General features: G+C 70.8%; 20 protein-coding genes. 11 read left to right on the top strand and 9 right to left on the bottom strand.

From position 1 onward, the window contains the following. Window positions 1-74: 74 nt before the first annotated feature. Complete coding sequence (locus tag BM430_RS10045) at window positions 75-1,994, top strand: bifunctional sugar phosphate isomerase/epimerase/4-hydroxyphenylpyruvate dioxygenase family protein (protein ID WP_093567096.1); 1,920 nt, start codon at window positions 75-77, stop codon at window positions 1,992-1,994. Between the two features lie 288 nt (window positions 1,995-2,282). Here BM430_RS10045 and BM430_RS10040 read toward each other — a convergent pair whose 3' ends face one another. Together BM430_RS10040 and BM430_RS10035 are read right to left on the bottom strand one after the other, a co-directional pair. Then, window positions 2,283-3,197 (bottom strand): peptidylprolyl isomerase, encoded by a 915-nt coding sequence (locus BM430_RS10040; RefSeq protein ID WP_093567095.1) that lies wholly within the window; start codon window positions 3,195-3,197, stop codon window positions 2,283-2,285. A 206-nt stretch (window positions 3,198-3,403) separates the two neighbouring features. Further along, entirely contained in the window at window positions 3,404-3,730 is a 327-nt protein-coding gene (locus BM430_RS10035; protein WP_093567094.1) for a hypothetical protein, read from the bottom strand. Between the two features lie 297 nt (window positions 3,731-4,027). On the opposite strand from BM430_RS10035, the gene BM430_RS10030 reads away from it, so the two are divergent. Together BM430_RS10030 and BM430_RS10025 are read left to right on the top strand one after the other, a co-directional pair. Next, window positions 4,028-6,799, top strand: a complete 2,772-nt coding sequence (locus BM430_RS10030) for a bifunctional acetate--CoA ligase family protein/GNAT family N-acetyltransferase (protein ID WP_093567093.1) — start codon at window positions 4,028-4,030, stop codon at window positions 6,797-6,799. An 18-nt stretch (window positions 6,800-6,817) separates the two neighbouring features. After that, window positions 6,818-7,477 carry a YoaK family protein gene (locus BM430_RS10025; protein WP_093567092.1) on the top strand — a complete coding sequence of 220 codons (660 nt, stop codon included), beginning with the start codon at window positions 6,818-6,820 and terminating at the stop codon, window positions 7,475-7,477. A gap of 343 nt (window positions 7,478-7,820) precedes the next feature. Here BM430_RS10025 and BM430_RS10020 read toward each other — a convergent pair whose 3' ends face one another. Further along, window positions 7,821-8,039, bottom strand: a complete 219-nt coding sequence (locus BM430_RS10020) for a hypothetical protein (protein ID WP_093567091.1) — start codon at window positions 8,037-8,039, stop codon at window positions 7,821-7,823. A 151-nt stretch (window positions 8,040-8,190) separates the two neighbouring features. On the opposite strand from BM430_RS10020, the gene BM430_RS10015 reads away from it, so the two are divergent. Beyond that, window positions 8,191-8,895: a haloacid dehalogenase type II gene (locus BM430_RS10015; protein WP_093567090.1), complete on the top strand. Its 705-nt coding sequence runs from the start codon at window positions 8,191-8,193 to the stop codon at window positions 8,893-8,895. Window positions 8,896-9,182: 287 nt separating this feature from the next. On the opposite strand, the gene clpB is transcribed toward BM430_RS10015, so the two are convergent. Continuing rightward, on the bottom strand, window positions 9,183-11,822 hold the full coding sequence (gene clpB, locus BM430_RS10010; protein WP_093567089.1) for an ATP-dependent chaperone ClpB: 2,640 nt from the start codon (window positions 11,820-11,822) through the stop codon (window positions 9,183-9,185). A gap of 276 nt (window positions 11,823-12,098) precedes the next feature. On the opposite strand from clpB, the gene BM430_RS10005 reads away from it, so the two are divergent. Then, window positions 12,099-12,875: an MOSC domain-containing protein gene (locus BM430_RS10005; protein WP_093567088.1), complete on the top strand. Its 777-nt coding sequence runs from the start codon at window positions 12,099-12,101 to the stop codon at window positions 12,873-12,875. A 9-nt stretch (window positions 12,876-12,884) separates the two neighbouring features. Here the strand turns inward: BM430_RS10005 and BM430_RS10000 are convergent, their stop codons facing one another. Next, on the bottom strand, window positions 12,885-13,094 hold the full coding sequence (locus BM430_RS10000) for a hypothetical protein (RefSeq protein ID WP_093567087.1): 210 nt from the start codon (window positions 13,092-13,094) through the stop codon (window positions 12,885-12,887). Window positions 13,095-13,346: 252 nt separating this feature from the next. On the opposite strand from BM430_RS10000, the gene argB reads away from it, so the two are divergent. The 5 genes from argB to BM430_RS35540 all read left to right on the top strand — a co-directional run bounded on the left by argB (window position 13,347) and on the right by BM430_RS35540 (window position 16,200). Continuing rightward, window positions 13,347-14,270: an acetylglutamate kinase gene (argB, locus tag BM430_RS09995; protein WP_093567086.1), complete on the top strand. Its 924-nt coding sequence runs from the start codon at window positions 13,347-13,349 to the stop codon at window positions 14,268-14,270. 129 nt (window positions 14,271-14,399) lie between these two features. After that, window positions 14,400-15,131 (top strand): pyrimidine 5'-nucleotidase, encoded by a 732-nt coding sequence (locus BM430_RS09990; RefSeq protein ID WP_093567085.1) that lies wholly within the window; start codon window positions 14,400-14,402, stop codon window positions 15,129-15,131. Further along, window positions 15,128-15,274: a hypothetical protein gene (locus tag BM430_RS34635; RefSeq protein WP_177302999.1), complete on the top strand. Its 147-nt coding sequence runs from the start codon at window positions 15,128-15,130 to the stop codon at window positions 15,272-15,274. Before BM430_RS09990 ends, BM430_RS34635 begins: the two co-directional genes overlap by 4 nt. A 20-nt stretch (window positions 15,275-15,294) precedes the next feature. Next, window positions 15,295-15,717, top strand: a complete 423-nt coding sequence (locus BM430_RS09985; RefSeq protein ID WP_093567084.1) for a metallopeptidase family protein — start codon at window positions 15,295-15,297, stop codon at window positions 15,715-15,717. 351 nt (window positions 15,718-16,068) lie between these two features. Further along, a complete protein-coding gene (locus tag BM430_RS35540; protein WP_280142269.1) occupies window positions 16,069-16,200 on the top strand; it encodes a hypothetical protein in 132 nt (43 codons plus the stop codon). Between the two features lie 115 nt (window positions 16,201-16,315). Here BM430_RS35540 and BM430_RS09975 read toward each other — a convergent pair whose 3' ends face one another. The 3 genes from BM430_RS09975 to BM430_RS09965 are packed head-to-tail and all read right to left on the bottom strand — an operon-like array spanning window position 16,316 to window position 21,335. Next, on the bottom strand, window positions 16,316-19,417 hold the full coding sequence (locus BM430_RS09975) for an efflux RND transporter permease subunit (RefSeq protein WP_093567083.1): 3,102 nt from the start codon (window positions 19,415-19,417) through the stop codon (window positions 16,316-16,318). Window positions 19,418-19,458: 41 nt separating this feature from the next. Next, complete coding sequence (locus tag BM430_RS09970; protein WP_093567082.1) at window positions 19,459-20,679, bottom strand: efflux RND transporter periplasmic adaptor subunit; 1,221 nt, start codon at window positions 20,677-20,679, stop codon at window positions 19,459-19,461. Continuing rightward, entirely contained in the window at window positions 20,676-21,335 is a 660-nt protein-coding gene (locus tag BM430_RS09965) for a TetR/AcrR family transcriptional regulator (RefSeq protein WP_244539412.1), read from the bottom strand. The genes BM430_RS09970 and BM430_RS09965 overlap by 4 nt, the downstream gene beginning before the upstream one ends. A gap of 139 nt (window positions 21,336-21,474) precedes the next feature. Here BM430_RS09965 and BM430_RS09960 point away from each other — a divergent pair, with 139 nt between their 5' ends. Next, window positions 21,475-21,654 carry a hypothetical protein gene (locus BM430_RS09960; protein WP_093567080.1) on the top strand — a complete coding sequence of 60 codons (180 nt, stop codon included), beginning with the start codon at window positions 21,475-21,477 and terminating at the stop codon, window positions 21,652-21,654. 512 nt (window positions 21,655-22,166) lie between these two features. On the opposite strand, the gene BM430_RS09955 is transcribed toward BM430_RS09960, so the two are convergent. Next, a complete protein-coding gene (locus BM430_RS09955) occupies window positions 22,167-22,835 on the bottom strand; it encodes a DJ-1/PfpI family protein (RefSeq protein WP_093567079.1) in 669 nt (222 codons plus the stop codon). Window positions 22,836-22,869 lie beyond the last annotated feature (34 nt).

The raw sequence follows: 22,869 nt of genomic DNA, 5'->3' as shown, positions 1-22,869 counted from the left end.
CCGCCGCTTCGGGCTCGACGGAGCCGGCCCCGTTTGCGATGGAGAGCCGGCGAAAACGGGAGAGGGAGAGCGCGATGAGGAAGTCGATCGCCACGGTGTCGGTGAGCGGCACGCTGGTCGAGAAGCTGGAGGCGATCGCGGCGGCGCGCTTCGACGGGGTCGAGATCTTCGAGAACGACCTCCTGTTCCACACCGGCGCCGCCCGCGACGTGCGCCGCTACGCCTCCGACCTCGGCCTCTCGATCGACCTGTTCCAGCCGTTCCGCGATTTCGAGGGCGTGTCGGACGCGCAGCTCAAGCGCAATCTCGACCGGGCCGAGCGCAAGTTCGACCTGATGGAGGAGCTGGGCGCGCCCCTGATCCTGGTCTGCTCCAATGTCGGCACCGAGGTCTCGGACGACGACGCCCGCATGGCCGACCAGCTCTACCAGCTCGCCGAGCGGGCGGCGAAGCGCGGCCTGAAGATCGGCTTCGAGGCCCTGTCCTGGGGCACCAAGGTGCGCACCTTCGACCGGGCCTGGGGCATCGTCGAGCGGGCGAACCACCCGCATCTCGGCCTGATCCTCGACAGTTTCCACACGCTCGCGCTCCCCGACGACTGGTCGGGCATCGCGAAACTCCCGGGCCAGCGGGTGTTCTTCGTCCAGCTGGCGGATGCGCCGCGGATCGGCATGAACCCGCTGACCCTGAGCCGCCACTTCCGCTGCCTGCCGGGCCAGGGCGACCTCGACGTGCCGGGCTTCCTCCAGGCGGTGCTCGCCTGCGGCTACACGGGCACGATCTCGCTCGAGATCTTCAACGACGAGATGCGCGCGGCACCCCCACGCCAGACCGCGGCCGACGGACACCGCTCGCTGCTGTTCCTCGAGGAGCGGGTGCGGCGCACCGAGGAGGCGGCCGCGCAGGCCCCCTCCCCGGCCAAGCGCCCCCGCCGCCGGGTCGAGCTGTTCGACCCGCCGCTGCCGCCGGCCATCGCCGGCCACCGCTTCATCGAGGTGGCGGTGGACGAGCGCTGCGAGGGCGCGCTGGCGCGGCTCTTGGGCCAGCTCGGCTTCACGCGCCTGGGCGTGCACCGCAGCAAGGCGGTGACTCTCTACGGCCAGGGCGAGATCCGCATCGTGCTCAACCGCGAGCCGGATTCCTTCGCCGCCTCCTACTTCCTGATGCACGGCCCCTCGGTCTGCGCCCAGGCCATCGCCACCGACGACGCACTCGCGGCTCTCGGCCGGGCCGAATCCTACGGCGCCGCCCGCTTCGGCGGCCGGATCGGGCCGGACGAGAACACCTTCCCGTCGATCCGCGCGCCGGATGGCAGCCTGATCATCCTCACCGATCCCCAGACCGGCGGCGACTTCGAGCACGACTTCGTGATGGACGGGGACGCGGCGCCCGCCGGCCTGCTGACCCGGATCGACCACGTGGCGCAGGCCCTGCCCGAGGGCCAGCTCGATTCCTGGGTGCTGTTCTACCGCGCGGTGCTCGGCCTCGAACCCGAGGACGTGGTGGTGCTGCCCGATCCCTATGGCCTCGTGCGCAGCAAGGCGATGTCGAACGCGGAGCGCACCATGCGCCTGCCGCTCAACATCTCGGAGAGCCGCAACACCGCCACCGCCCGCCTGGTGACGAGCTTCGCGGGCGCGGGCGTGCACCACATCGCGCTCGCCACCGACGACATCTTCGCGGCGGCGGAGAGCCTGAAGAAGGCGGGCGTGACGCTGCTGCCGATCCCGGCCAACTACTACGACGACGTGGCGGCCCGCTTCGGCCTCGACGACGCGCTGATCGCCCGGATGCAGTCGTTGAGCATCCTCTACGACCGGGTCGGCGACGGCGAGTTCCTGCAGCTCTACACCACGCCGTTCGAGGAGCGGTTCTACTTCGAGCTCGTGCAGCGCAAGGGCGGGTACGACCTCTACGGCGCGCCGAACGCGCCGGTGCGGATGGCGGCCCTGGCGGCGTTGCGCGGGCCGAACCTGTCGCAGGTGCTGCGGTAGGGCCAGGGGGCGGGCCCGTCCCGCTCCACTCCCTTTCCCGGACGACTGGAGCGTCAGCGGAAGGAGATCCGGGATCCAGGGGAGATGTGCCGCGAAGCGGCTCTGCATGCTGCACCGTTGCAGACACGCGGACGCTTCGCGGATTCTTGTGCTGGATCCCGGATCTCCTTCCGCTATCGCTCCAGTCGTCCGGGAAAGGGCGCGGCTAGCATGAACATAAGCGGCGAATCGATGAGAACAGCCCTCGGAGCGACGCTCCGGGGGCTGTTCTCATTCGGGGACCAAGCCTCAGTTCTTCTTCTCGTCCACCTTCGGCGCCGGGGCGGGCACGGCCGGCGCCGCCGCGGTCTTCTCGATCTTGGCGCCCTCGCGCAGCTTGGTGATGAGGTCCTGCTGCGTCTTGCGGGTCAGGTAGGCCTCGACCTGCTCCTTCATCTCGTCGAAGCTCGGCACCGGCTTGGTGCGCTTCTCCTCGACCTTGATGACGTGCCAGCCGAACTGGGTCTTGACCGGCTCGGAGATCTTGCCGGCCTCCATCTTGAACGCCGCGTCGGCGAAGGGCGCGACCATCCGCTCCTTGGTGAACCAGCCGAGATCACCACCCTCGGCCTTGGAGCCGGGATCCTTCGAGGTCTCGGCCGCGACCTTGGCGAAGTCCTCGCCGCCCTTCAGGCGCGCGGCGATCTTCTTGGCCTCGGCCTCGTTGTCGACGAGGATGTGGCGGGCGTGAACCTCCTCCTCGGGCTTCATCGCCTTGACGGTCTCGTCGTAGAGCGCCCGCTCGGCCTGCGGCGTCACCGCCTTCTTGGCTTCGCGCTCCAGGTACTCGTCGAGGAGGAGCTTATCGCGAAAATAGGCGAGCTTGCGGACGAAGTCGGGGCTCTCGGCGATCTTCGCCTTCTCGGCGGCCTGGGCGCCGATCTTCAGGTCGACCATGTAGTCGACGAGGAGACCCTTCTTCTGCGCGTCGTCGACGCCGGGAAGCGACAGGGCCGGATCGTCGGCCGCCACCGCGAGGTCGCCGGCGGTGATGGCCGCGCCGTTCACCTTGGCCACGACCGTGTCGGGCGACGGGGCGGGGGCGGCAGGGGCCGGGGCGGCGGGCGCCGGCGCTTGCGCGAGCGCAGCTCCGGGCAACATTCCCGGCAAGAGGAGCCCGAGGGCGAGCGCGCCGTTGCGCCAGAAGGGAGAGAGGGTCGGCATGGCGTGATCCTTGGGGCCCGTGCGCGAGGTCGGTCGAAACCGGCGGACAGGTGGCAAAGATCGGCCGACAAGACAAGCGGCGCGCGCGCCGCAGAGGCAAGGCAGGCGGCGCAGGCGCCGCGGGGGCAAGGCAGGCGGCGCACGCCGCAGAAGCAAGGATGGGCAGCGCCCCCGCGGATCCGTGATCCGCGGGGAGGCAGCAGGGCTCAGAAGCCGGTCGAGGCGACCTCGATCCGGTCGCCGCGGCGGGCGAAGGCGACCGAGGCGGCGGCGCCGTCCTGGGTGCCGGGCACCGAGAAGCTGACGACCTGCTCAGAGGCGAGCGTGGTGATCACCCGCAGCGGGGTGGCCGTGTCGGACTCCGTCGGCGCCAGGGTGGCGACGACGCGCAGGCCGTCCTTCTCGACGGTGTAATAGGCCGAGCCGCGCACCGGGCCGAGATCGAGGCTGTGGGCCTGGCGCGGGTTCAGCTCCGCGGCGCCCGCCGCGGTGGCGAGAACGAGGCCGAGGGCGGTGAGGGAGAGGAGACGCATCGGTGGTCCTGGAGGTTCTGTCCGGCGCGAGGAGCGCGTCCGGAAAGCCGGGATTCGCCGGGAGCCCGTAGCTAATCATTCATCATGATGCACCGCAATAGAATTATGTTGCAATGCACAATCAGCGACCTGCATTACCGGTCATCCCCCGAGACCTCACCGCGGCGGCAGAACTCCCGTCGAACCCGGCCGCCGAGGGTCCGGCGTGACCTTCCGGCCACCCCGCCCTACCTGCCGCCATGGCGAGCGACGCCGCCGCGACGATCGCCGACGCCCGGACGCCCTCATGAGACCCGCATGAGCACCTACCGCTTCGACAGGCTCCTCAGCCCCCGCTCCGTGGCTCTGGTGGGCGCGAGCGCGCGGCCGAACGCGTTCGGCGCCGCGATCCTGCGCAACCTGCGCGAGGCGGGTTTCGAAGGTCCGATCTGGCCGGTGAACCCGCGCCACGACAGCGTCGCCGGCGTGCAGGCCTTCGCCGACCTCGCCGACCTGCCCGAGCCCGCCGACCTCGTGGTGATCGTCACCCCGCCCGAGACCGTGCCGGAGGTGGTGGAGGCGGCCGGCCGCCGGGGCTGCGGCGCGGCCGTGATCATCACCACCGGCCTCGGCAGCGGTCCGGATTCGCTCGCGGAGGCCGCGCGGGCCGCGGCGCGGCGGCACTCCCTGCGCCTCGTCGGGCCCGACAGCATGGGGCTGGCGGTGCCGAACGCGGCCCTCAATGCCAGCCTGCTCGCCCGGGCGCCGCTCCCGGGCGACCTCGCGCTGATCTCGCAGTCGCGCACGGTGGCGGCGGGCATCGTCGCCTGGGCGCAAGGACGCGGCACCGGCTTCTCGGGGATCGTGTCCCTCGGCAACGCGCTCGACGTCGACATCGCCGACTGCCTCGACCACTTCGCCGGCTGCATCCATACCCGGGCGATCGTGCTCTCGATCGACAGCGTGACCGATGCGCCGAAATTCATGTCGGCGGCGCGGGCGGCCGCGCGGGCGAAGCCCGTGGTGGTCCTGCGCTCCGGCCGGCACGACACCGCCCGGGCCATCGAGGGCCGCGCCGCGCCGCATACGGGGATCACTCACACAGGGATCACTCACACAGGGATTCTTGCCCGCACCGACGCGGTCTACGACGCCGCCTTCCGCCGCGCGGGCCTGCTGCGGGTACAGGATCTCGACGAGATGTTCTCGGCGGTCGAGACGCTGGGGCGCCAGCGCCCCTTCCCCGGCCGGCGCCTCGCGATCCTGACCAATGGCCGCGGCGTCGGCGCCATCGCGGTCGACCGGCTGCTGGATCTCGGCGGCACCCTCGCGGGCCTCTCGGACGAGACGCGGGCGCGGCTCGCGGCGGCGGTGCCGGGCACGGACCCGGAGGATTGGCGCAACCCGGTCGATATCGGCGCCGATGCCGACGGGCCGCGCTACGCCGCGTCCCTGGAGGCGCTGATCGCCGACCGCGACAACGACGCCGTGCTGGTGATCAACGTGCCGACCGCCCTGTCCGGTGGCTGCGCGGTGGCGACCGCGATCGTCGAGGCGGTGAGGACCGGCCGCAAGGGGAGTTTTCGCGCCCGGCCGGTCTTCGCCGTCACCGTCGGCGACGAGGCGGCGGGCGAGATCCTGAGCCAGGCCGGCATCCCGCGCTTCGCGACCGATGCCGACGCGGTCGAGGGCTTCACCCATCTCGTGCGCTACCGCGAGGCGCAGGACGACCTCACCACCACCCCGGCGGTGCTGCCCGACGACCTGGTGCCGGATGCCGGCGCGGCGCGGATGATCGTCGACCGCGTGCTCGCGGAAGGGCGCACCTGGCTCGACCCGCGCGAGATGGCCGACCTGCTCGCCGCCTACGGCATCCCGGCCCAGCCGGTGACGCTCGCGGCCGACGCCGACGCGGCGGCCGAGGCCGCCTGGCCGGTCATCGCCGCGGGCGGCACCGTGGCGCTCAAGCTCGTCTCGCCGGACGTGGTGCACAAATCCGACGTCGGCGGCGTGCGGCTCGGCCTCACCAGCGAGGCGGCGGTGCGGGACGCCGCCCGCGAGATGCTGGGGCGCGTCGCCCAGGAGCGGCCCGGGGCCCGGGTCACCGGCTTCGTCGTCCAGGCGATGCTGCGGCGGACGCAGGCCCGCGAGCTGATCGCGGGCCTCGTCGACGATCCGGTCTTCGGTCCCGTGGTGGTGTTCGGCCGCGGCGGCACCGCGGTCGAGGTGATCGACGACCGGGCGCTGGCGCTGCCGCCCCTCGACCGGCGGCTCGCCGCCGACCTGATCGGCCGCACCCGGGTGGCGCGCCGGCTCAAGGCCTATCGCGACGTGGCGGCGGCGGACGAGGCGGCGGTGGCCCTGGTGCTGGTCAAGCTCGGCCAGCTCGCCGCCGACCTGCCGGAGCTGCGCGAACTCGACATCAACCCGCTGCTCGCCGACCGCGACGGCGTGATCGCGCTGGATGCCCGCGCCGCCGTGGCGCCGCTGCCGCCGGCGCGACGCCGCGACGCCGGGACCGGCCCGAGCCACGCCCGCTTCGCGGTGCGGCCCTATCCCCGCGCCTGGGAGCGCCGCATCGTGCTGGACGGCCAGGGGATCCTGGTGCGGCCGGTGCGGGCCGAGGACGAGGGGCTGTTCGAGACGTTCTTCCGGCAGGTCAGCGCCGAGGACCTGCGCCTGCGCTTCTTCGCGCCGGTGCGGGACTTCAGCCACGCCTTCCTCGCCCGCCTGACCCAGCTCGACTACGCCCGCGCCATCGCCTTCGTGGCGATCGAGGAGGCCAACGGCACGATGATGGGGGCGGTGCGCCTCCACGCCGACGCCAACCACGAGACCGGGGAATATGCGATCCTGGTCCGCTCCGACCTCAAGGGCCTCGGCCTCGGCTGGGCGCTGATGGGGCTGATGCTCGACTGGGCCCGGGCGGACGGGCTGCGAATCGTCGAGGGCCAAGTCCTACGTGAAAACACCACCATGCTGGCGATGTGCCGCAAGCTCGGCTTTACGGTAAGGACGGACCCCTCCGACCCCGACCTGATGCTGGTGCGGCGCACGCTCACGCAGGAGAGTGCCGCGCCCGAATCGTAGACGACCTCAGCTCCCCTCATGCGCGACACCCCTCCCCTCGACATCGCCGGCGGCCTCCTGCTCACCGCCGCGGCCGGCTACGTCGACGCCGTCGGCTTCCTGCGGCTCGACGGGCTCTACACCTCGTTCATGAGCGGCAACTCGACCCAGTTCGCGGTCTCGCTGGCGCAGGCGGGACACCCGGTCGCCTGGGAGATCGGCCTCCTGTTCGTGTCGTTCCTGGCCGGGGGGTTCTGCGGCAGCCTGGTCTCCCTGCGCGTGCCCGGTCGCTGGGGGCCGGCGGCGGTCCTGGGCGTCGAGGCCGCGCTCCTGGTGCTCGCCCTCGCGCTCGCCGTCAGCCCGGCGCCGGGACCGGTCGCGCCGCTCCTCGCCGCCGCCATGGGAGCGCAGAACGCGGCGCTCCGCCGGAGCGCGGGCTTCCGCCCCGGCGTCACCTTCGTGACCGGCACGCTGTTCAGCCTCAGCCACACCCTCGCCCAGGCGGCGACGCGGATCGGCCCGGCCTTCGGATGGGTGCCGGATGCCTGCACCTGGCTGGCGCTCGTCGGCGGCGCCGTGGCCGGGGGCCTGGCCTATCGCGGCTACGGGCTGGAAGCGCTGGTCGTGCCGGTGACGGGCGTCGGGCTCGTGCTGGCCCTCGCGGTCGGGCGGGCGACCCGGGGCGCCGCAGCGGCGTGACAGCGCGTCATCGCTCCCGGCATGGCGGGCCGGGGCGAGGAGGGCCTGCGCCTCATTTCTTGAAGAATTTTTGCCTACGCTTCCGTGCTTGGTCGCTATACGACGGTCGAAGCCGGCCGAATCGGCGAGACCGGATCCGCCTCACGGTCCGGCGCACCTGCGAACCCGCGCCTGCCTCAGTATCAGTCAGATATTGGACAGAGGACGCCGACGAAACACGCGTAATCGCACCGTTTCGCCGGGGACAGGCGCGATAGTCCCGTTCATTCGCCGCCGAAGCGAACCCTTGCGAGAAATCAATCCCGCATCCACACCGTCCACGTGCACCAGTGGACAGTCTTTCTCACATCTTGCCACTGGCTTTCAATCGTGTCAGGCGGCCCACGGCCCGCTCGGCCGAATCATCCCGCTGCATCTCTTGTTCCCACTCCTCGATCATCGTCGGGCGGCTGCGCAGGCTTTGCCGCAGGATGTCTACCTGGGTCCGCAGGATGGTGTTCCGCGGAGCCGTCTCGTGCTTCGGAACCGGAGGTGATTTGCGGGAGCTCGACATGCCGGGCATGCTCTGACGGCATCATTAACGAGTGGTAAATTTCTGTCAGATCCACCTCGTGCGCCGCTCCCGCTCACCCGATGGTGATGGACGACCTTGAAGCACGGGTCTCCCGGCCGATAACAGCGGGCAACACGAACCAACCCGGGAGGCGGTCCGCATGGCGATCCAGGCCCTCATCTTCGACGTCTTCGGCACCCTGCTCGACTGGCACGGCGGCGTCGCCCGGGAGGCGGCGCGGATCCTGGCGCCGTACCGGCCCGACCTCGACGGAGGCGCCTTCGCGCGGGCCTGGCGCGACCGCTACCAGCCCGGCATGGAGCCGATCCGCCAGGGCGCCCGCGCCTACACCGACCTCGACACCCTGCACGGCGAGAGCCTGGAGAGCGTGCTCGCCGGCCTCGCCCTCGCCGAAGCGGTGCCGCCGGCGGCGCGCGAGGAGCTGGTCCAGGCCTGGCACCGGCTCGACGCCTGGCCGGAGGTGCCCGATGCCCTGGTGCGCTTACGCGAAAAGTACCTGCTGGCGCCGTGCTCCAACGCGCATGTGCGGCTCGCCATCGCGCATGCCCGCCGCAACCGCCTGCCCTGGGACGCGGTGCTCGGGGCCGAGTTCGTGCAGGACTACAAGCCGAAGCCCGCCGTCTATCTCCGCGCCGTCGAGGCCCTGCGGCTGCAGCCGGGCGAGGTGATGATGGTGGCGGCCCACTCCTCCGACCTCGCGGCGGCCGCCGCCTGCGGGCTCGCCACCGCCCACATCGCCCGGCCGGACGAGAGCGGCCCCGGCACCGGCGAGCCGGCACCGCTCGTACCGGTGGATTTTTCCGCCTCCGACCTCGCGGATCTGGCGCGGCAGCTCGGCTGCTGAAGACTTGTCCGACCCACGGCGTCATCCTGACCCTCGACGTCATCCCGGGGCCGCGAATGCGGAACCCGGGATCCATGAACGCCGACGATTCAAGACAAGGTGGACCGCGATTCGCCTCGTTCTCCAACGTCGGCGGTTATGGATCCCGGGTTCTCGGCTTCGCCGAGCCCCGGGATGACACGGAGAGATGTCGGTCTGTGCGCCAGATCGATCAACCAAGTCGATCGACAGGTCGGGCGTAAAGAAAGGGCCCGCCCCCGGAAGGAGGCGGGCCCCGAAGGACACCCTTAGTTCAACAAGGCCTTCGCCGGCCGGCGCTCGTCCGGCGCCACTGCCTGATCGCCGATGAACAGGCCGGCGGGGCCGAGGCGGACCGGTACCGTCTCGCCGTCATGGACGCGGCCGGCCAGGATCTGCTCGGCGAGCGGGTCCTGCACCGCCTTCTGGATCACGCGCTTCAACGGGCGCGCGCCGTAGGCGGAGTCGTAGCCCTTCTCGGCGAGCCAGGCGCGGGCGTCGGGCTCGATCTCGAGGGTGATCTTGCGGTCGTCCAGCAGCTTGGCGAGGCGTCCGAGCTGGATGTCGACGATCGCCCCCATCTCCTGCCGCTGCAGGCGGTGGAACAGGATGATCTCGTCGACCCGGTTCAGGAATTCCGGCCGGAAGTGCGAGCGCACCACGTTCATCACGTCGTCGCGCACCGCGTCGGTATCCTGGCCCTCCGGCTGGTTGACCAGGTATTCCGAGCCGAGGTTCGACGTCATGACGATCAGCGTATTGCGGAAGTCGACCGTCCGCCCCTGCCCGTCGGTGAGCCTGCCATCGTCGAGGACTTGCAGGAGGACGTTGAACACGTCCGGATGCGCCTTCTCGATCTCGTCGAACAGCACGACCTGGTAGGGCCGGCGCCGCACCGCCTCGGTCAGCGCGCCGCCCTCCTCGTAGCCGACATAGCCCGGAGGCGCGCCGATCAGGCGGGCGACCGCGTGCTTCTCCATGTACTCGGACATGTCGATGCGCACGAGCGCCGTGTCGTCGTCGAACAGGAAGCCGGCGAGCGCCTTGGTCAGCTCGGTCTTGCCGACGCCGGTGGGGCCGAGGAACATGAACGAGCCGATCGGCCGGTGCGGATCCTGCAGGCCCGCCCGGGCACGCCGGACGGCGGTCGCGACCGCCACCACCGCCTCGTGCTGGCCGACGACGCGCTTGCCCAGCGCCTGCTCCATGCCGAGCAGCTTCTCGCGCTCGCCCTCCAGCATCTTGTCGACCGGCACGCCGGTCCAGCGCGAGACCACGCCGGCGATGTGGCTCGGCGTCACCGCCTCCTCCATCATGCCGGAGCCGTTGCCGCGCGACCCGTCGGCACCCCTGGCCTCGATCTCGGCGAGCTCGCGCTCCAGACCCGGGATGATGCCGTAGGCGAGCTCGCCCGCCTTCTGGTACTGGCCCTGGCGCTGCGCCGCCGCGAGGTCGTTGCGGGCCGCGTCGAGCTTCGTCTTCAACTCCGCCGCACGTCCCAGCTTGTCCTTCTCGGCCTTCCAGCGCGCGGTGATCGCCGCCGACTGCTCCTCGAGGTCGCCGAGCTCCTTCTCCAGCCGCGTCAGGCGATCACGGGAGGCGGAATCGGTTTCCTTTTTCAGGGCCTCGGCCTCGATCTTGAGGCGCACGATCTCGCGGTCGATGCTGTCGAGCTCCTCCGGCTTCGAATCGACCTGCATGCGCAGGCGCGAGGCCGCCTCGTCGACGAGGTCGATCGCTTTGTCGGGCAGGAAGCGGTCCGTGATGTAGCGGTTCGACAGGGTCGCGGCCGCCACCAGCGCCGAATCCTGGATCCGCACCTTGTGATGCTGCTCGTACTTCTCCTTGATGCCGCGCAGGATCGAGACCGTGTCCTCGACGGTCGGCTCCGAGACGAAGACCGGCTGGAAGCGCCGGGCGAGCGCCGCATCCTTCTCGACGTGCTTGCGGTACTCGTCGAGCGTGGTCGCGCCGACGCAGTGCAGCTCGCCGCGGGCGAGCGCGGGCTTCAGGAGGTTCGAGGCGTCCATCGCCCCGTCCGCCTTGCCGGCGCCGACCAGCGTGTGCATCTCGTCGATGAACAGGATGATCTGGCCCTCGGCCGCGGTCACCTCGGAGAGCACGCCCTTGAGGCGCTCCTCGAACTCGCCGCGATACTTCGCGCCGGCGATCAGCGCGCCCATGTCGAGGGCGAGGAGCTGCTTGTCGCGAAGCGATTCCGGCACGTCGCCGTTGACGATGCGCAGGGCCAGACCCTCGACGATGGCGGTCTTGCCGACGCCGGGCTCGCCGATGAGGACCGGGTTGTTCTTGGTGCGCCGCGACAGCACCTGGATGGTGCGGCGGATCTCCTCGTCGCGGCCGATCACCGGGTCAAGCTTGCCGTCGCGGGCCGCCTCGGTGAGGTCGCGGGCGTATTTCTTCAGCGCGTCGTAGGCGTTCTCGGCCGTGGCGTTGTCGGCGGTGCGGCCCTTGCGCAGGGCATTGATCGCGCCGTTGAGCGAGGCCGCGGTGACGCCCGCCTGGCTGAGGATCTTGCCGGCATCCGTGTCCTTCTCGACGGCGAGGGCCAGCAGCAGGCGCTCTACGGTGACGTAGGAATCACCGGCCTTCTCGGCGGCCTTCTCGGCGGTGTCGAACAGGCGCATCAGCTCGCGGGTCGCCTGCGGCTGCGACGCGCCGCCCGACACCTTCGGCTGCTTGGCGAGCCACGCCTCGGTCTGGGCCAGCGCCACGCGCGACTGGCCGCCGGCGCGGTCGATCAGGCCCGCGCACAGGCCCTCGGGATCGTCGAGCAGCACCTTCAGCACGTGGGCGGGCGCCAGCTGCGGGTGGCCCTCGCGGAGCGCAAGCGACTGCGCCGACTGCACGAAGCCCCGCGCCCGCTCGGTGTATTTCTCGAAGTTCATGAATTCGCTCCTCCTTGGCCGGTCCCTCCGCCCTCGTGGCGAGGCATCGGGAGACCGGTGGGTTCTCGCCCTCGCGCGTCGGTCGCGCGCCGGGCGCCGGCCCTTCCAGGAAGCTGCCGGCTCTCCCCATGTGGTGTGACATATCGGTAACACAAGGGGGCGGCGCCGCGATTTGCGGGCCGGAGGCATGCGGCCGGGGGATGGCTTGGCGGCACGCCGTGATGGGCCGGCGGCACCCGATTTTCAGCGCGGCGGATTTCCGTTACGCAAGAGGCCATGACGCAGGCCTCCCTCACCGTCACCGCCCTCCACCGCTACCCGGTGAAGGGCCTCTCCCCCGAGCCCCTGACCTCGGCGGCGCTGACTACCGGCGCCTATTTCCCGGGCGACCGGCTGTTCGCGGTCGAGAACGGCCCGAGCGGCTTCGACCCGGCCGCGCCGGTGCATCAGCCCAAGATCAAGTACCTGATGCTGATGCGCAACGAGGCGCTGGCGCGCCTCTCGACCGTGTACGACGACGCCACCGGCGTGCTGACGATCCACGAGGGCGGGCGGGAGGTCGCGCGCGGCGACCTCGCCACGCCGGAGGGGCGGCTTTCCATCGAGGCGTTCTTCCGCCGCTTCGTGCCGACGGAGCTGCGCGGCCCCCCGAAGGTGCTGGCGGCGCCGGAGGGCTACCGCTTCACCGATTCGCGCGGCGGCTTCGTCTCGCTCATCAACCTGGCGAGCGTGGCCGCGGTCGAGGACATGGTCGGGGCGGCGGTGGATCCCCTGCGCTTCCGGGGCAACCTGCACGTCACCGGGCTGCCGGCCTTCGCCGAACTCGACCTCGTCGGGGCGGAACTGGCGACGGAGGCGGGCCTGCGCTTGAAGGTGACGAAGCGCATCGTGCGCTGCGCCGCCACCAACGTCGATCCGGCCACCGGCCAGCGCGACCTCGCGATCCCGGAGGCCCTGCAGAAGAACCTCGGGCATGCCGATTGCGGCATCTACGCCGAGGTGGTCTCAGGCGGTGAGGTGCGGGCGGGGGATATACTGCGGGTGGCGGGCTGAGCGACCGCCTCACCGCTTCGTCGGCAGCCAGTCCGGCTCGGGCTCCTGGCGCGGCAGCACCGCGGCCACCTCGTCGAGGTCGACGGTGTAGCTGTCGGTGAGCAGGCGCCAGAGATCCTGGCGGCTGGCGGCGCGGTGGCTGAGCGAGGTGACCGTCGCGGCGAGCAGCGACGGGCTGGTGAGGGCGGGGCGCGGCAGGAGTGTGTCGGCGAGGCGCATCGTTCGGAGATCCGGTGGACCGTCCACAGGATGCAGGGATCGTGGTTAACCCTCAGTAAAGCCGACCGTCATCGAACCGTCGCGGGCCGCGGCCAGAACCCGGCGGCCGACGGGGCGCAGCCGTCGCGTTGAAATGTCCGCTCGCGAGATTTCAGTGTGACACGCCGTACGTTGATGCGTAGAACGCCGCGCCGTCCCCGGCCGCTTGCCGCGATGGCGCCGGCCCGACCTTGCGAGAGGAAACCCGCCACGATGAGCGATTCCGGAGCGGACAAAGCGCCCGACGTCCAGCTGCCCAACGTCCATGTGCGGGCCGAGGTCCTGGTCCAGGCGCTGCCGCACATGCAGCGCTACGATCAGGAAGTCGTCGTCATCAAGTATGGCGGCCACGCCATGGGTGACCGCGCGGCGGCCGAGGACTTCGCCGAGGACATCGTGCTCCTGGAGCAGTCGGGCCTCAAGCCGGTGGTGGTCCATGGCGGCGGGCCGCAGATCGGCCGCATGCTCGACCGGCTCGGCATCAAGTCCGAGTTCCGCGAGGGCCTGCGCGTCACCGACGAGGCCACCGTCGAGGTGGTCGAGATGGTCTTGGCCGGCTCGATCAACAAGCAGATCGTCGGCTGGATCTCGGCCGAGGGCGGCAAGGCGATCGGCCTGTGCGGCAAGGACGGCAACATGGTGCGGGCGCGCCGCGCCGCCCGCACGGTGACCGATCCCGATTCGCACATCGAGCGCCACGTCGATCTCGGCCTCGTCGGCGAGCCGGAGCATGTCGACCGCACGGTCCTCGATGCGGTGCTGAAGGCCGAGCTGATCCCGGTCCTCGCTCCCGTGGCGGTGGGCGGCGACGGCCAGACCTACAACGTCAACGCCGACACCTTCGCGGGTGCCATCGCCGGGGCGATGCGGGCCAAGCGCCTGCTTCTGCTCACCGACGTGCCGGGCGTGCTCGACAAGAACAAGAAGCTGATCCCGGAACTGTCGATCGAGGATTGCCGCCGGCTCATCGCCGACGGGACCATCACGGCCGGCATGATCCCGAAGATCGAGACCTGCATCTACGCCCTGGAGCAGGGCGTCGAGGCGGTGGTCATCCTCGACGGCAAGGTGCCGCACGCGGTGCTGCTCGAGCTGTTCACCGATTACGGCGCCGGCACGCTGATCCGCCGGTCCTGACGCCGGAGAACCGGGCGGCCGACCCGACGGCCGCCCGACCCGCAAGTCCCTTCTTTCATCTTCCCTTCCGCCCCGCCTCGCTTATCTTGGGCGTCCGGGGCCGTGGGGCCCCCGTCGCCGGACCGTCCCTTGCTCCTGCCAGGCGAGAGCCACCTCACCGCGCCTCAGGCCCGCGGCTTCTCCGGGATCGACACCTGGGTGTTCGACCTCGACAACACGCTCTATCCCCACGACGCCCGCGTCTGGCCGCAGGTCGACGAGCGCATCACCCTCTATGTGATGAATCTGTTCGGGCTCGACGGGATCTCGGCCCGCGCGCTGCAGAAATACTTCTACCACCGCTACGGCACGACTTTGCGCGCGCTGATGGCCGAGTGGAAGATCGACCCCTACGAGTTCCTCGACTTCGCCCACGACATCGACCATTCGAGCATCGCGCTCAATCCGGATCTCGGCGTCGCCATCGAGGGGCTGCCCGGCCGCAAGCTGATCCTCACCAACGGCTCGCGCCGCCACGCCGAGAACGTGGCGAAGAAGCTCGGCATCCTCGACCATTTCGAGGACGTGTTCGACATCGCGGCGGCCGATTTCGTGCCGAAGCCCGAGCGCTCGGCCTACGAGAAATTCCTCGACCGCCACGGGGTCGACCCGACCCGCTCGGCCCTGTTCGAGGACATCGCCAAGAACCTCGTCGTCCCGCACGACCTCGGCATGGCGACGGTGCTGGTGGTGCCCCGCACCATCGACCCGTTCCGCGAGAGCTTCGAGCAGGAGGCGGTGCGCGCCCCCCATATCGACCACATCACCAACGACCTCGCGGGCTTCCTGACCGACCGGGTCGCCCCGGCTCTCGCGGCGTGAGCCCGCCACTCCCGCCCGGACAGGACGGGCCGGGAGATCACGATCCCGTCGAGGTCTGGGGCCGGCGCATCGGCCGCGGCCTCGGGGCCGTGGCTTTCGTCGTGCTGGCCTGGCTGCTCGGCCGGCAGCTGCACCTGTGGTGATCCCCGAACGCGAGATCCGCATGTCCGAGACCGACTGGAGCCCGTTGCGGGCCCCCGACCTCGCCGCCATCGAGGCCCTGGCCGAGGCCGCCTTCGCGCGCCTGCCGGACGAGTTCCGCGCCCTGTGCGAGGGCGTGGTGATCCGGGTCGAGGAGTTTCCCGACGAGGAGACGCTGGCGGAGATGGGCTGCGAGAGCGAGTTCGACCTCCTCGGCCTGTTTCGCGGCACCGGCCTGGCGCAGGGCGGCGGCGCCCTGAGCCTCGCCACCGGGCAATTCCCCAACATGGTCTGGCTCTACCGCCGTCCCCTGCTCGACTACTGGGCCGAGCACGACGAGACCCTCGGTCATCTGGTCGCCCACGTGCTGGTGCACGAGATCGGCCACCATGTCGGGCTCTCGGACGACGACATGGCGGCGATCGAGGCGGCGGCCGATCTCTGAAGAGCCTTTTTGAGCGGTTGGGCCAATCGATCTTCACATAGGCCGGCCTCTCTCCACGTCATACCGGGGCTCGCTGCAAGCGAGAACCCGGGATCCATAATTGCTGACGCTCCGGGATGAAATCGCGAACTCGGCCTGATGTTGCGCGGCATCAAGCCACTCGCCCACTTCATGACAATCAACGACGACGAGCCGGAATGCCCCGTCAGATATTAGCGCCTGTTCGATCGACACGTGTCTCGAGTTTGCCTGATCAAACGGGAATATGTCGAACCCGCTCCGATCTTGCCGCAAGGCGAGGTTCGAAACGTGTTTTACGCGTTGTCCGGCGAGGCATGGAGGATCGATGCCATGCGTGCCCTGCTCGCCGAACCCGGCGAATGGACCCGGGATCGGGAGCGGCGCCAGGGAGAACTCTTCGGATACGAGAACTGGCAGAACGATGTCTGGCTCAGCCGGTGGCAGCGGCCCGCCCCGCTCTGAGCGGGCTGCCCGCCCACGATGCGCGTGAGGGACATCACGACGGCTCGCGCGGGCGGGCGATCCCGAGGCGGAAAGGCCATCGCTGGCCGCTCCGCCGGTGCCAAGCCGTGATCCCCTACTCCGCCGCCGCCGGCCGATGCGCCGCCTCGTGCCCCGGCGGCTCGTCCACCGCCCCCACGAACCGCCCGAACAGCCGCCCCATCAGCCGCGACAGGTCGTCCATCAGGAGGAAGATCGCAGGGACGAAGAGCAGCGACAGCAGGGTCGAGACGATCAGCCCCGAGATCACCGCGATTGCCATCGGCGAGCGGAACTCGCCGCCGATGCCGAAGGCCATCGCGCTCGGCACCATGCCGGCCGCCATGGCGATCGTCGTCATCACGATCGGCCGGGCGCGCTTGGCGCCGGCCTGGGTGATAGCGGTGACGCGGTCGACGCCGCGGGCCATCTCCTCGACGGCAAAATCGACCAGCATGATGGCGTTCTTGGTCACCACGCCCATCAGCATCAGGATGCCGATCACCACCGGCATCGAGATCGGCCGGTTGAAGAGCAGGAGACCGAGGATCGCCCCGCCGATCGAGAGCGGCAGCGAGAACAGGATGGTCAGCGGCTGGAAGAACGAGGCGAAGAGCAGGATCAGCACGCCGAGCACCATCATCAGGCCGGCGCCCATCGCCATCGCGAAGCCCTCGAACACCTCGCCCATCACCTCGGCGTCGCCGGTCTGGCGCAAGCTCACGCCGGGCGGCAGGTTGCTGGCGGTGGGGGTGCTCATCGCGAGCTTGATCTGCTCGCCGAGGGCGTCCGAGCCCTGCATGTTGGCTTCCAGCGCCACGCGCACCGCGCGGTCGTAGCGGTCGATCGCGGTCGGCCCGCGGCCGAGGCTGATGTCGGCCACCGCCGAGAGCGGCACCGCGGCGCCGTTCTTCGCCGGCACCTTCAGGCTCTCCAGCGCCGAGAGGTCGCCGCGCAGGGCCATCGGCAGCTGCACCCGGATCGGGATCTGCCGGTCGGTGGCGTTGAATTTGGCGAGGTTCTGGCCGATGTCGCCGATCGTCCCGACCCGCACCGTCTCGGCGATGGTGTCGGTCGAGACGCCGAGATCGGCGGCGACGCCGGGTTTCGGGCGGATGCGCACCTCGGTCCGGTCCAGCGGCGCGGTCGACATCACGTTGACGAGGTTCGGCAGCGCCGCGACCTCGCGCTGCATCTTCTCCGCCACCTCGGTCACCGTGGCGGTGTCGCCGCCGGCGACGATGAGGGTGAAGTCGCGCTGGCCGCCCTCGCGCAGGGACCAGTAGCGCACGTCCGCCTCGTCGCGCATCAGGTCCATGATCGCCGCTTCCACGTCGGCCTGCTTGCGCACCCGGGCGTTCTTCGGCGTCAGGTTGATGGTGAGGGTGGCGAGCCGCACCTCCTTCTTGCCCGGCAGCTGGCGGCCGCCGTCGACGAAGACGGACTTCACCTCCGGCAGGGTGCGGATGCGCTGCGCGACCCGGTCGGTGACCGCGATCGTGTCCTCCAGGCGCGCGCCCGGCGGCAGCTCGACCACCATCAGGGTGCGGGCCGCGTCCTCCTTCGGCAGGAAGCCGGCGGGCAAGAGGCTCGTCGACATGATCGAGGCGGCGAACAGCGCGAGGCCGACCACCAGGGTCACGTATTTGTGCCGCACCGACCACAGCACGACCCGGTTGTAGGTCCGCATCACCGGACCCTCGCGCTCCTCGTGGTGGCCGTGGTCGCGCAGGAAGTAGGCCGCCATCATCGGGGTGATCAGGCGGGCGACCAGCAGCGACATGAAGACGGCCGCCGCGATGGTGAGGCCGAACTGCTTGAAGTACTGCCCGGCGATGCCGCCCATGAACGAGACGGGCGCGAAGATCGCGATCAGGGTCGCGGTGATGGCGATGACCGCGAGCCCGATCTCGTCGGCGCCCTCGATCGCCGCCCGGTAGGCCGACTTGCCGAGCCGGACGTGGCGGACGATGTTCTCGATCTCCACGATCGCGTCGTCGACCAGGATGCCGGTGACCAGCGTGATCGCGAGCAGGCTCACCGCGTTGAGCGAGAAGCCCATCGCGCTCATCGCCCAGAAGGTCGGGAAGACCGAGAGCGGCAGCGCCACCGCGGCGATCAGCGTCGCGCGCCAGTCGCGCAGGAACAGGAACACCACCAGCACCGCCAGCGCCGCGCCCTCCATCAGGCTGTGCATGGCGGATTCGTAGTTGCCGATCGTGTTGGTGACCGAGGAATCGATCCGGTCGAAGCGGACGCCCGGATATTCCTTGGCAAACTCGTCGATCTTCTTCGCCACCACCTCGCCGACCGAGGCGTCGCTGGCGCCGCTCGCCCGCGAGATCGCGAAGGCGACGACCGGCTCGCCGTTGAGGCGGGCGAAGGTGCGCGGCTCCTCGGCGCCGTCGGTCAGGGTGGCGAGGTCGTCGAGGCGCACCTTGCGGCCGCCCGGCAGCACGATCGAGGTGGCCGCCAGCGTCTCCAGGGTCGAGGAGGCGGCGAGCGTCCGGATCGACTGCTCCTGGCCGCCCACTTCAGCCCGGCCGCCGGCCATGTCGGCGGAGGTCAGGCGCAGCTGCTTGTTGACGTCGGCGGCGGTGATGCCGAGGGCCAGCAGCCGGTCGGGCTTCAGGGTCACCCGCACCTCGCGGGCGACGCCGCCCAGGCGCTCGACGCCGCCGACGCCGCGCAGGCCCTGGATCTGGCGCGCCACCACGTCGTCGACGAACCACGACAGGTCCTCGGGCGTCATCGCGGGGGCGGACGCCCCGTAGACCATGATCGGCAGGCCGGCGATCTCGACCCGGGTGATGATCGGCTCGTCGATCGTCCGGGGCAGGTTCATCCGGATCTTGGCGATCGCGTCCTTGACGTCGTTGACGGCGCGATCGGTGTTCACCTCCAGGCGGAACTCGATCGTCGTGGCCGAGGTGCCCTCGGTGATCGCCGAGGTGATGTGCTTGACGCCCTTCACCCCCGCCACCGCGTCCTCGACCCATTTGGTGACCTGGGTCTGGAGTTCGCTCGGCGCGGCGCCGGCCTGCGTCACCGTCACCGAGACGATCGGCACGTCGATGTTGGGGAAGCGGGTGATCGGCAGGCTGCGGAAGCTCACGAGGCCGAGCAGCCCGAGCACCAGGAAGAGCACGATCGAGGGGATCGGCTTGCGGATCGCCCAGGCGGAGACGTTCAGGCGCATCAGGTGTGCTCAGTCAGGAGAAGAACGGGCGTCGGGCAGCGTCAGGGACGCCCGGCCTCGGCGGTGGCCGGCAGGGCCGGGTAGATCGGGCGGACCCGGTCGCCGTCGCGCAGGAAGCTGCCGGCCCGGGCGACGACCGCCTCGCCGGCCTTGACCCCGTCGCGGGCCTCGATGAAGCCGCCGGCCGAGAGGCCGGTGCGGATCGACCGCGCCTCGACCCGCTCGCCGGAGACCACCAGCACGGTCGGGCCCGAGGCCCCGTAGACCACCGAGGCGATGGGCACCGCGACGCCGGTGCGCCGCGCCGCCTCGACGGCGCCGCGGGCGAAGGCGCCGATGCGCAGGCGCGGATCGGCCTCGAGCTTGATCCGGACCTTGCCGAGCCGCGTCGCACGGTCGATCTCCGGATAGACGACGCGGACCTTGCCGGAGACGGCGACCGGCCCCTCCGTCGTGTCGAGATCGAGGCTCGCCGGAGCGCCGGCGCGCAGGCGGGCAAGGCCGGTCTCCGGCACCTCGCCCTCAAGCTCGATCTCGCCGCGGGCGATCAGGCGGAACAGGGGCTCGGCGGAGGCCGAGGCCGTGGCGCCGACCCGGGCGGTGCGGCGGCTGACGATGCCGCCTTCCGGCGCGCGGATCTCGGTGCGGGCGAGCTTCAGGTCGAGTTCCGAGCGCTGGGCGCGGGCCTGGGCGAGGTCGGCCTGGGCGATGGCGAGCCCGTTGCGGGCGGCCGACAGCTTGCCCTCGGCGGCCTTGGCGGCGGATTCGCGCTGCTCCAGCACCGCGGCGGTGCCGTTGCCGGTCTTCATCAGCGACTGGGCGCGCTCGAACGAGAGCGCCGCCTCGACCTGCGCGGCCTCGGCCTGCACGATGGTGCTGCGCGCCTGCGCCACCGCGCCCTCGGCCCGGGCGATGGCGGCGGCGTTCTGGGCGAGCTGGGTGTCGAGCATCTCGCGGGAGAGCCGCGCCAGCACCGCGCCCTTCGCGACCCGGTCGCCCTCCTCCACCAGCAATTCGGTGATGCGGCAGCCCTCGATCTCCGGCGAGACCAGGATCTCGTCCCGCGGCACCAGGGTGCCGGTGACGACGGCGCGCTCGACGATCTCGCGCTCGGCGGCCACCGCCACCGTGACGGCGGGCGCGGGCGCCGCCGTGACGACCGGGCCGGCCGCGGGCAGGGTCTCGGCGGCGAGGGCGGGCGCGGCGGCGAGCATGGCGGCGAGGGCGGCCGGAACGCCGGCGCGGCGACGGGGGCGGATCATCGGGCAGGTTCCGGAGTGGCGGCTTTGCCGGTCGGGTCGAAGCGGCCGTCGAGCGCCGCCCCGATCAGGGTCAGCATGGCGTCGATGACGGGGCCGGGGGCGAAATCGGGCGAGAGGGCGCGGCGGACCATGAGGCCGTCGGCCATCACCATGACGAGGCGGGCGAGCGCCTCCGGGTCGGCGCCGGGGATCGGCTGCCCGGCGCGGGCCTGCTCTCGGCGGTAGAGGCCCGAGAGGCGCGCCGCGATCTCGCGCTCGAAGTCCCGGCAGATCGCCGCCATGGCGGGGTTGCGGGTCGCCTCGGCCCACATCTCCAGGCACAGGACGGCCTTCTCGGCCGGCGCCTCGGCGAGGTGGCGCTGCGCCAGGGCGGCGAAGGCCTGCATCAGGTCCGGGGCGGTCTCGATGCCGGAAAAGTCCTCGGCCACCGTCGCGCGGTCGCGCTCGGCGAGGCCGGCCACGATCGCGTCCTTGGAGGGGAAGTAGCGGTAGAGGTTGCCCGGGCTCATCCCGGCCTCGGCAGCCACGTCGTGCATCGTCGCGCGGTGGAAGCCGTGGCGGACGAAGCAGGCCTCGGCCGCATCGAGGATGCGGGTGCGGCGCTCCTCGGCCGAGTCGAGGCGGGTGGGGTTCGCAGGGTTCGGTTGCGGCGGCACGCGGGGGAGGTCCTGAGAATGAACGTTCATTCTCTACACCCAAAGGGGCCGTTCCTGCAACGTTCGATCCCGTGCAACCTCCGCCGACCGGCACGCGTTGAATGCCCGGATATCAGTCTTCAGCGGGAGGACAGTTTTCATGGCCATCTTCCAGGTCAGGCAGGCCGCGACCGGCGCAATCCTCTGGACCGGCGGCGCCGAGAACGAGCAGCAAGCCCTCGACGCGATGGCACGCGAGGCGGGCTACGCGGATTTCTCGGCGATCCCGGAATCGTTGCGCGGCGCGGGCACCCAGGTGGACCGCCTGAACCTCGGCTGAGCCGGGACACATCGCATTCGTCGCCGATGAAGAGCCGGGGTTCGCGCCCCGGCTTTTTTCATGCGCGAACAGGGTCGGTCGGAATGGTTAAGGAAAGGTTGATACGATTCCCGAACGATCAGTTCGGAAATCGTATCGCCAGCCCGCGCGGCGCGTGAGCGAGGCCGATTTCCGCATCGCGAAGCGATCAATCGGAAATCGTATGAGAGGTGTCTCGCCGGTGTTTCGGGCGATTCTGCGGCCCGTCCGGCGGCGATGATGCGCGGAGGCATCAATCACGACGTCCGTCGTCGGCATGATCCGGGATAGCGGCGAAGATTCTGGAGATCCGACCGCATTCAACCTCGCCGCGTCATCCCGGGGCCGCGAAAGCGGAACCCGGGATCCATGACCGCCAGCGACTCAGGATGAAGCGGAACGCGATCCGTCCCTTTTTCGAACGTCAGCGGTTATGGGTTCCGGGTTCTCGCCTTCGGCGAGCCCCGGAATGACGATGTCGATCGAACAGCCTCTCAGGTGATCCGGCCGATGATCGCCTCCCGGGCCGCCCGCGAGCCCGACAGCCGCTTCTTCGCCCGCTCCAGCACCTCCGGCGGGGCCTCGGCCGGGGTTCCGGCGCCGAAGGGCGGGGCCGGGGCGTATTCGAGGGCGAGCTGCACCGTCTCGGCCTCCTCGCGGCCGAGGAGTTCAGCCACGACCGCCAGCCCGAAATCGATGCCAGAGGTCACGCCGCCGGCGGTGATCAGGTTACGATCACGCACCACGCGGTCCTGCACCGGCACGGCGCCGAAGCGGGCGAGGAAGTCGTGCGCGTACCAGTGGGTGGTGGCCCGCCGGCCTTCGAGCAGCCCGGCCGCGCCGAGCACCAGCGCTCCGGTGCAGACCGAGGTGAGGTAGCGCACCTCCTTCGCGCGGGCCCGCACGAAGTCCAGCACCGCTTCGTCCTCCAGGAGCGCGTTCACCCCGGCGCCGCCGGGGATGCACAGCACGTCGAGGGGCGGGCAGGTCTCGAAGGTCGCGGTCGGCACGAAGGGCAGCCCGGTCGCCGAGCGCACCGACTCGCCGTCCTTCCAGATCAGGTGGACGGCGCTGTCCGGCACCGAGGCGAAGACCTCGTAGGGACCGGTGAGGTCGAGCTGCTGGACCTGCGGAAAGACGAGGATTCCGAAGCTGAGCGACAAGGGCGGGCCTCCCGTTTGCGCCGCAGGATCGTAT

Origin of the sequence: Methylobacterium sp. 174MFSha1.1, assembly GCF_900116815.1 — a bacterium.
Taxonomy (GTDB): domain Bacteria; phylum Pseudomonadota; class Alphaproteobacteria; order Rhizobiales; family Beijerinckiaceae; genus Methylobacterium.
The sequence above is the reverse complement of the archived record's forward strand: the minus strand, read 5'-3'. Positions and strand labels throughout refer to the sequence as shown.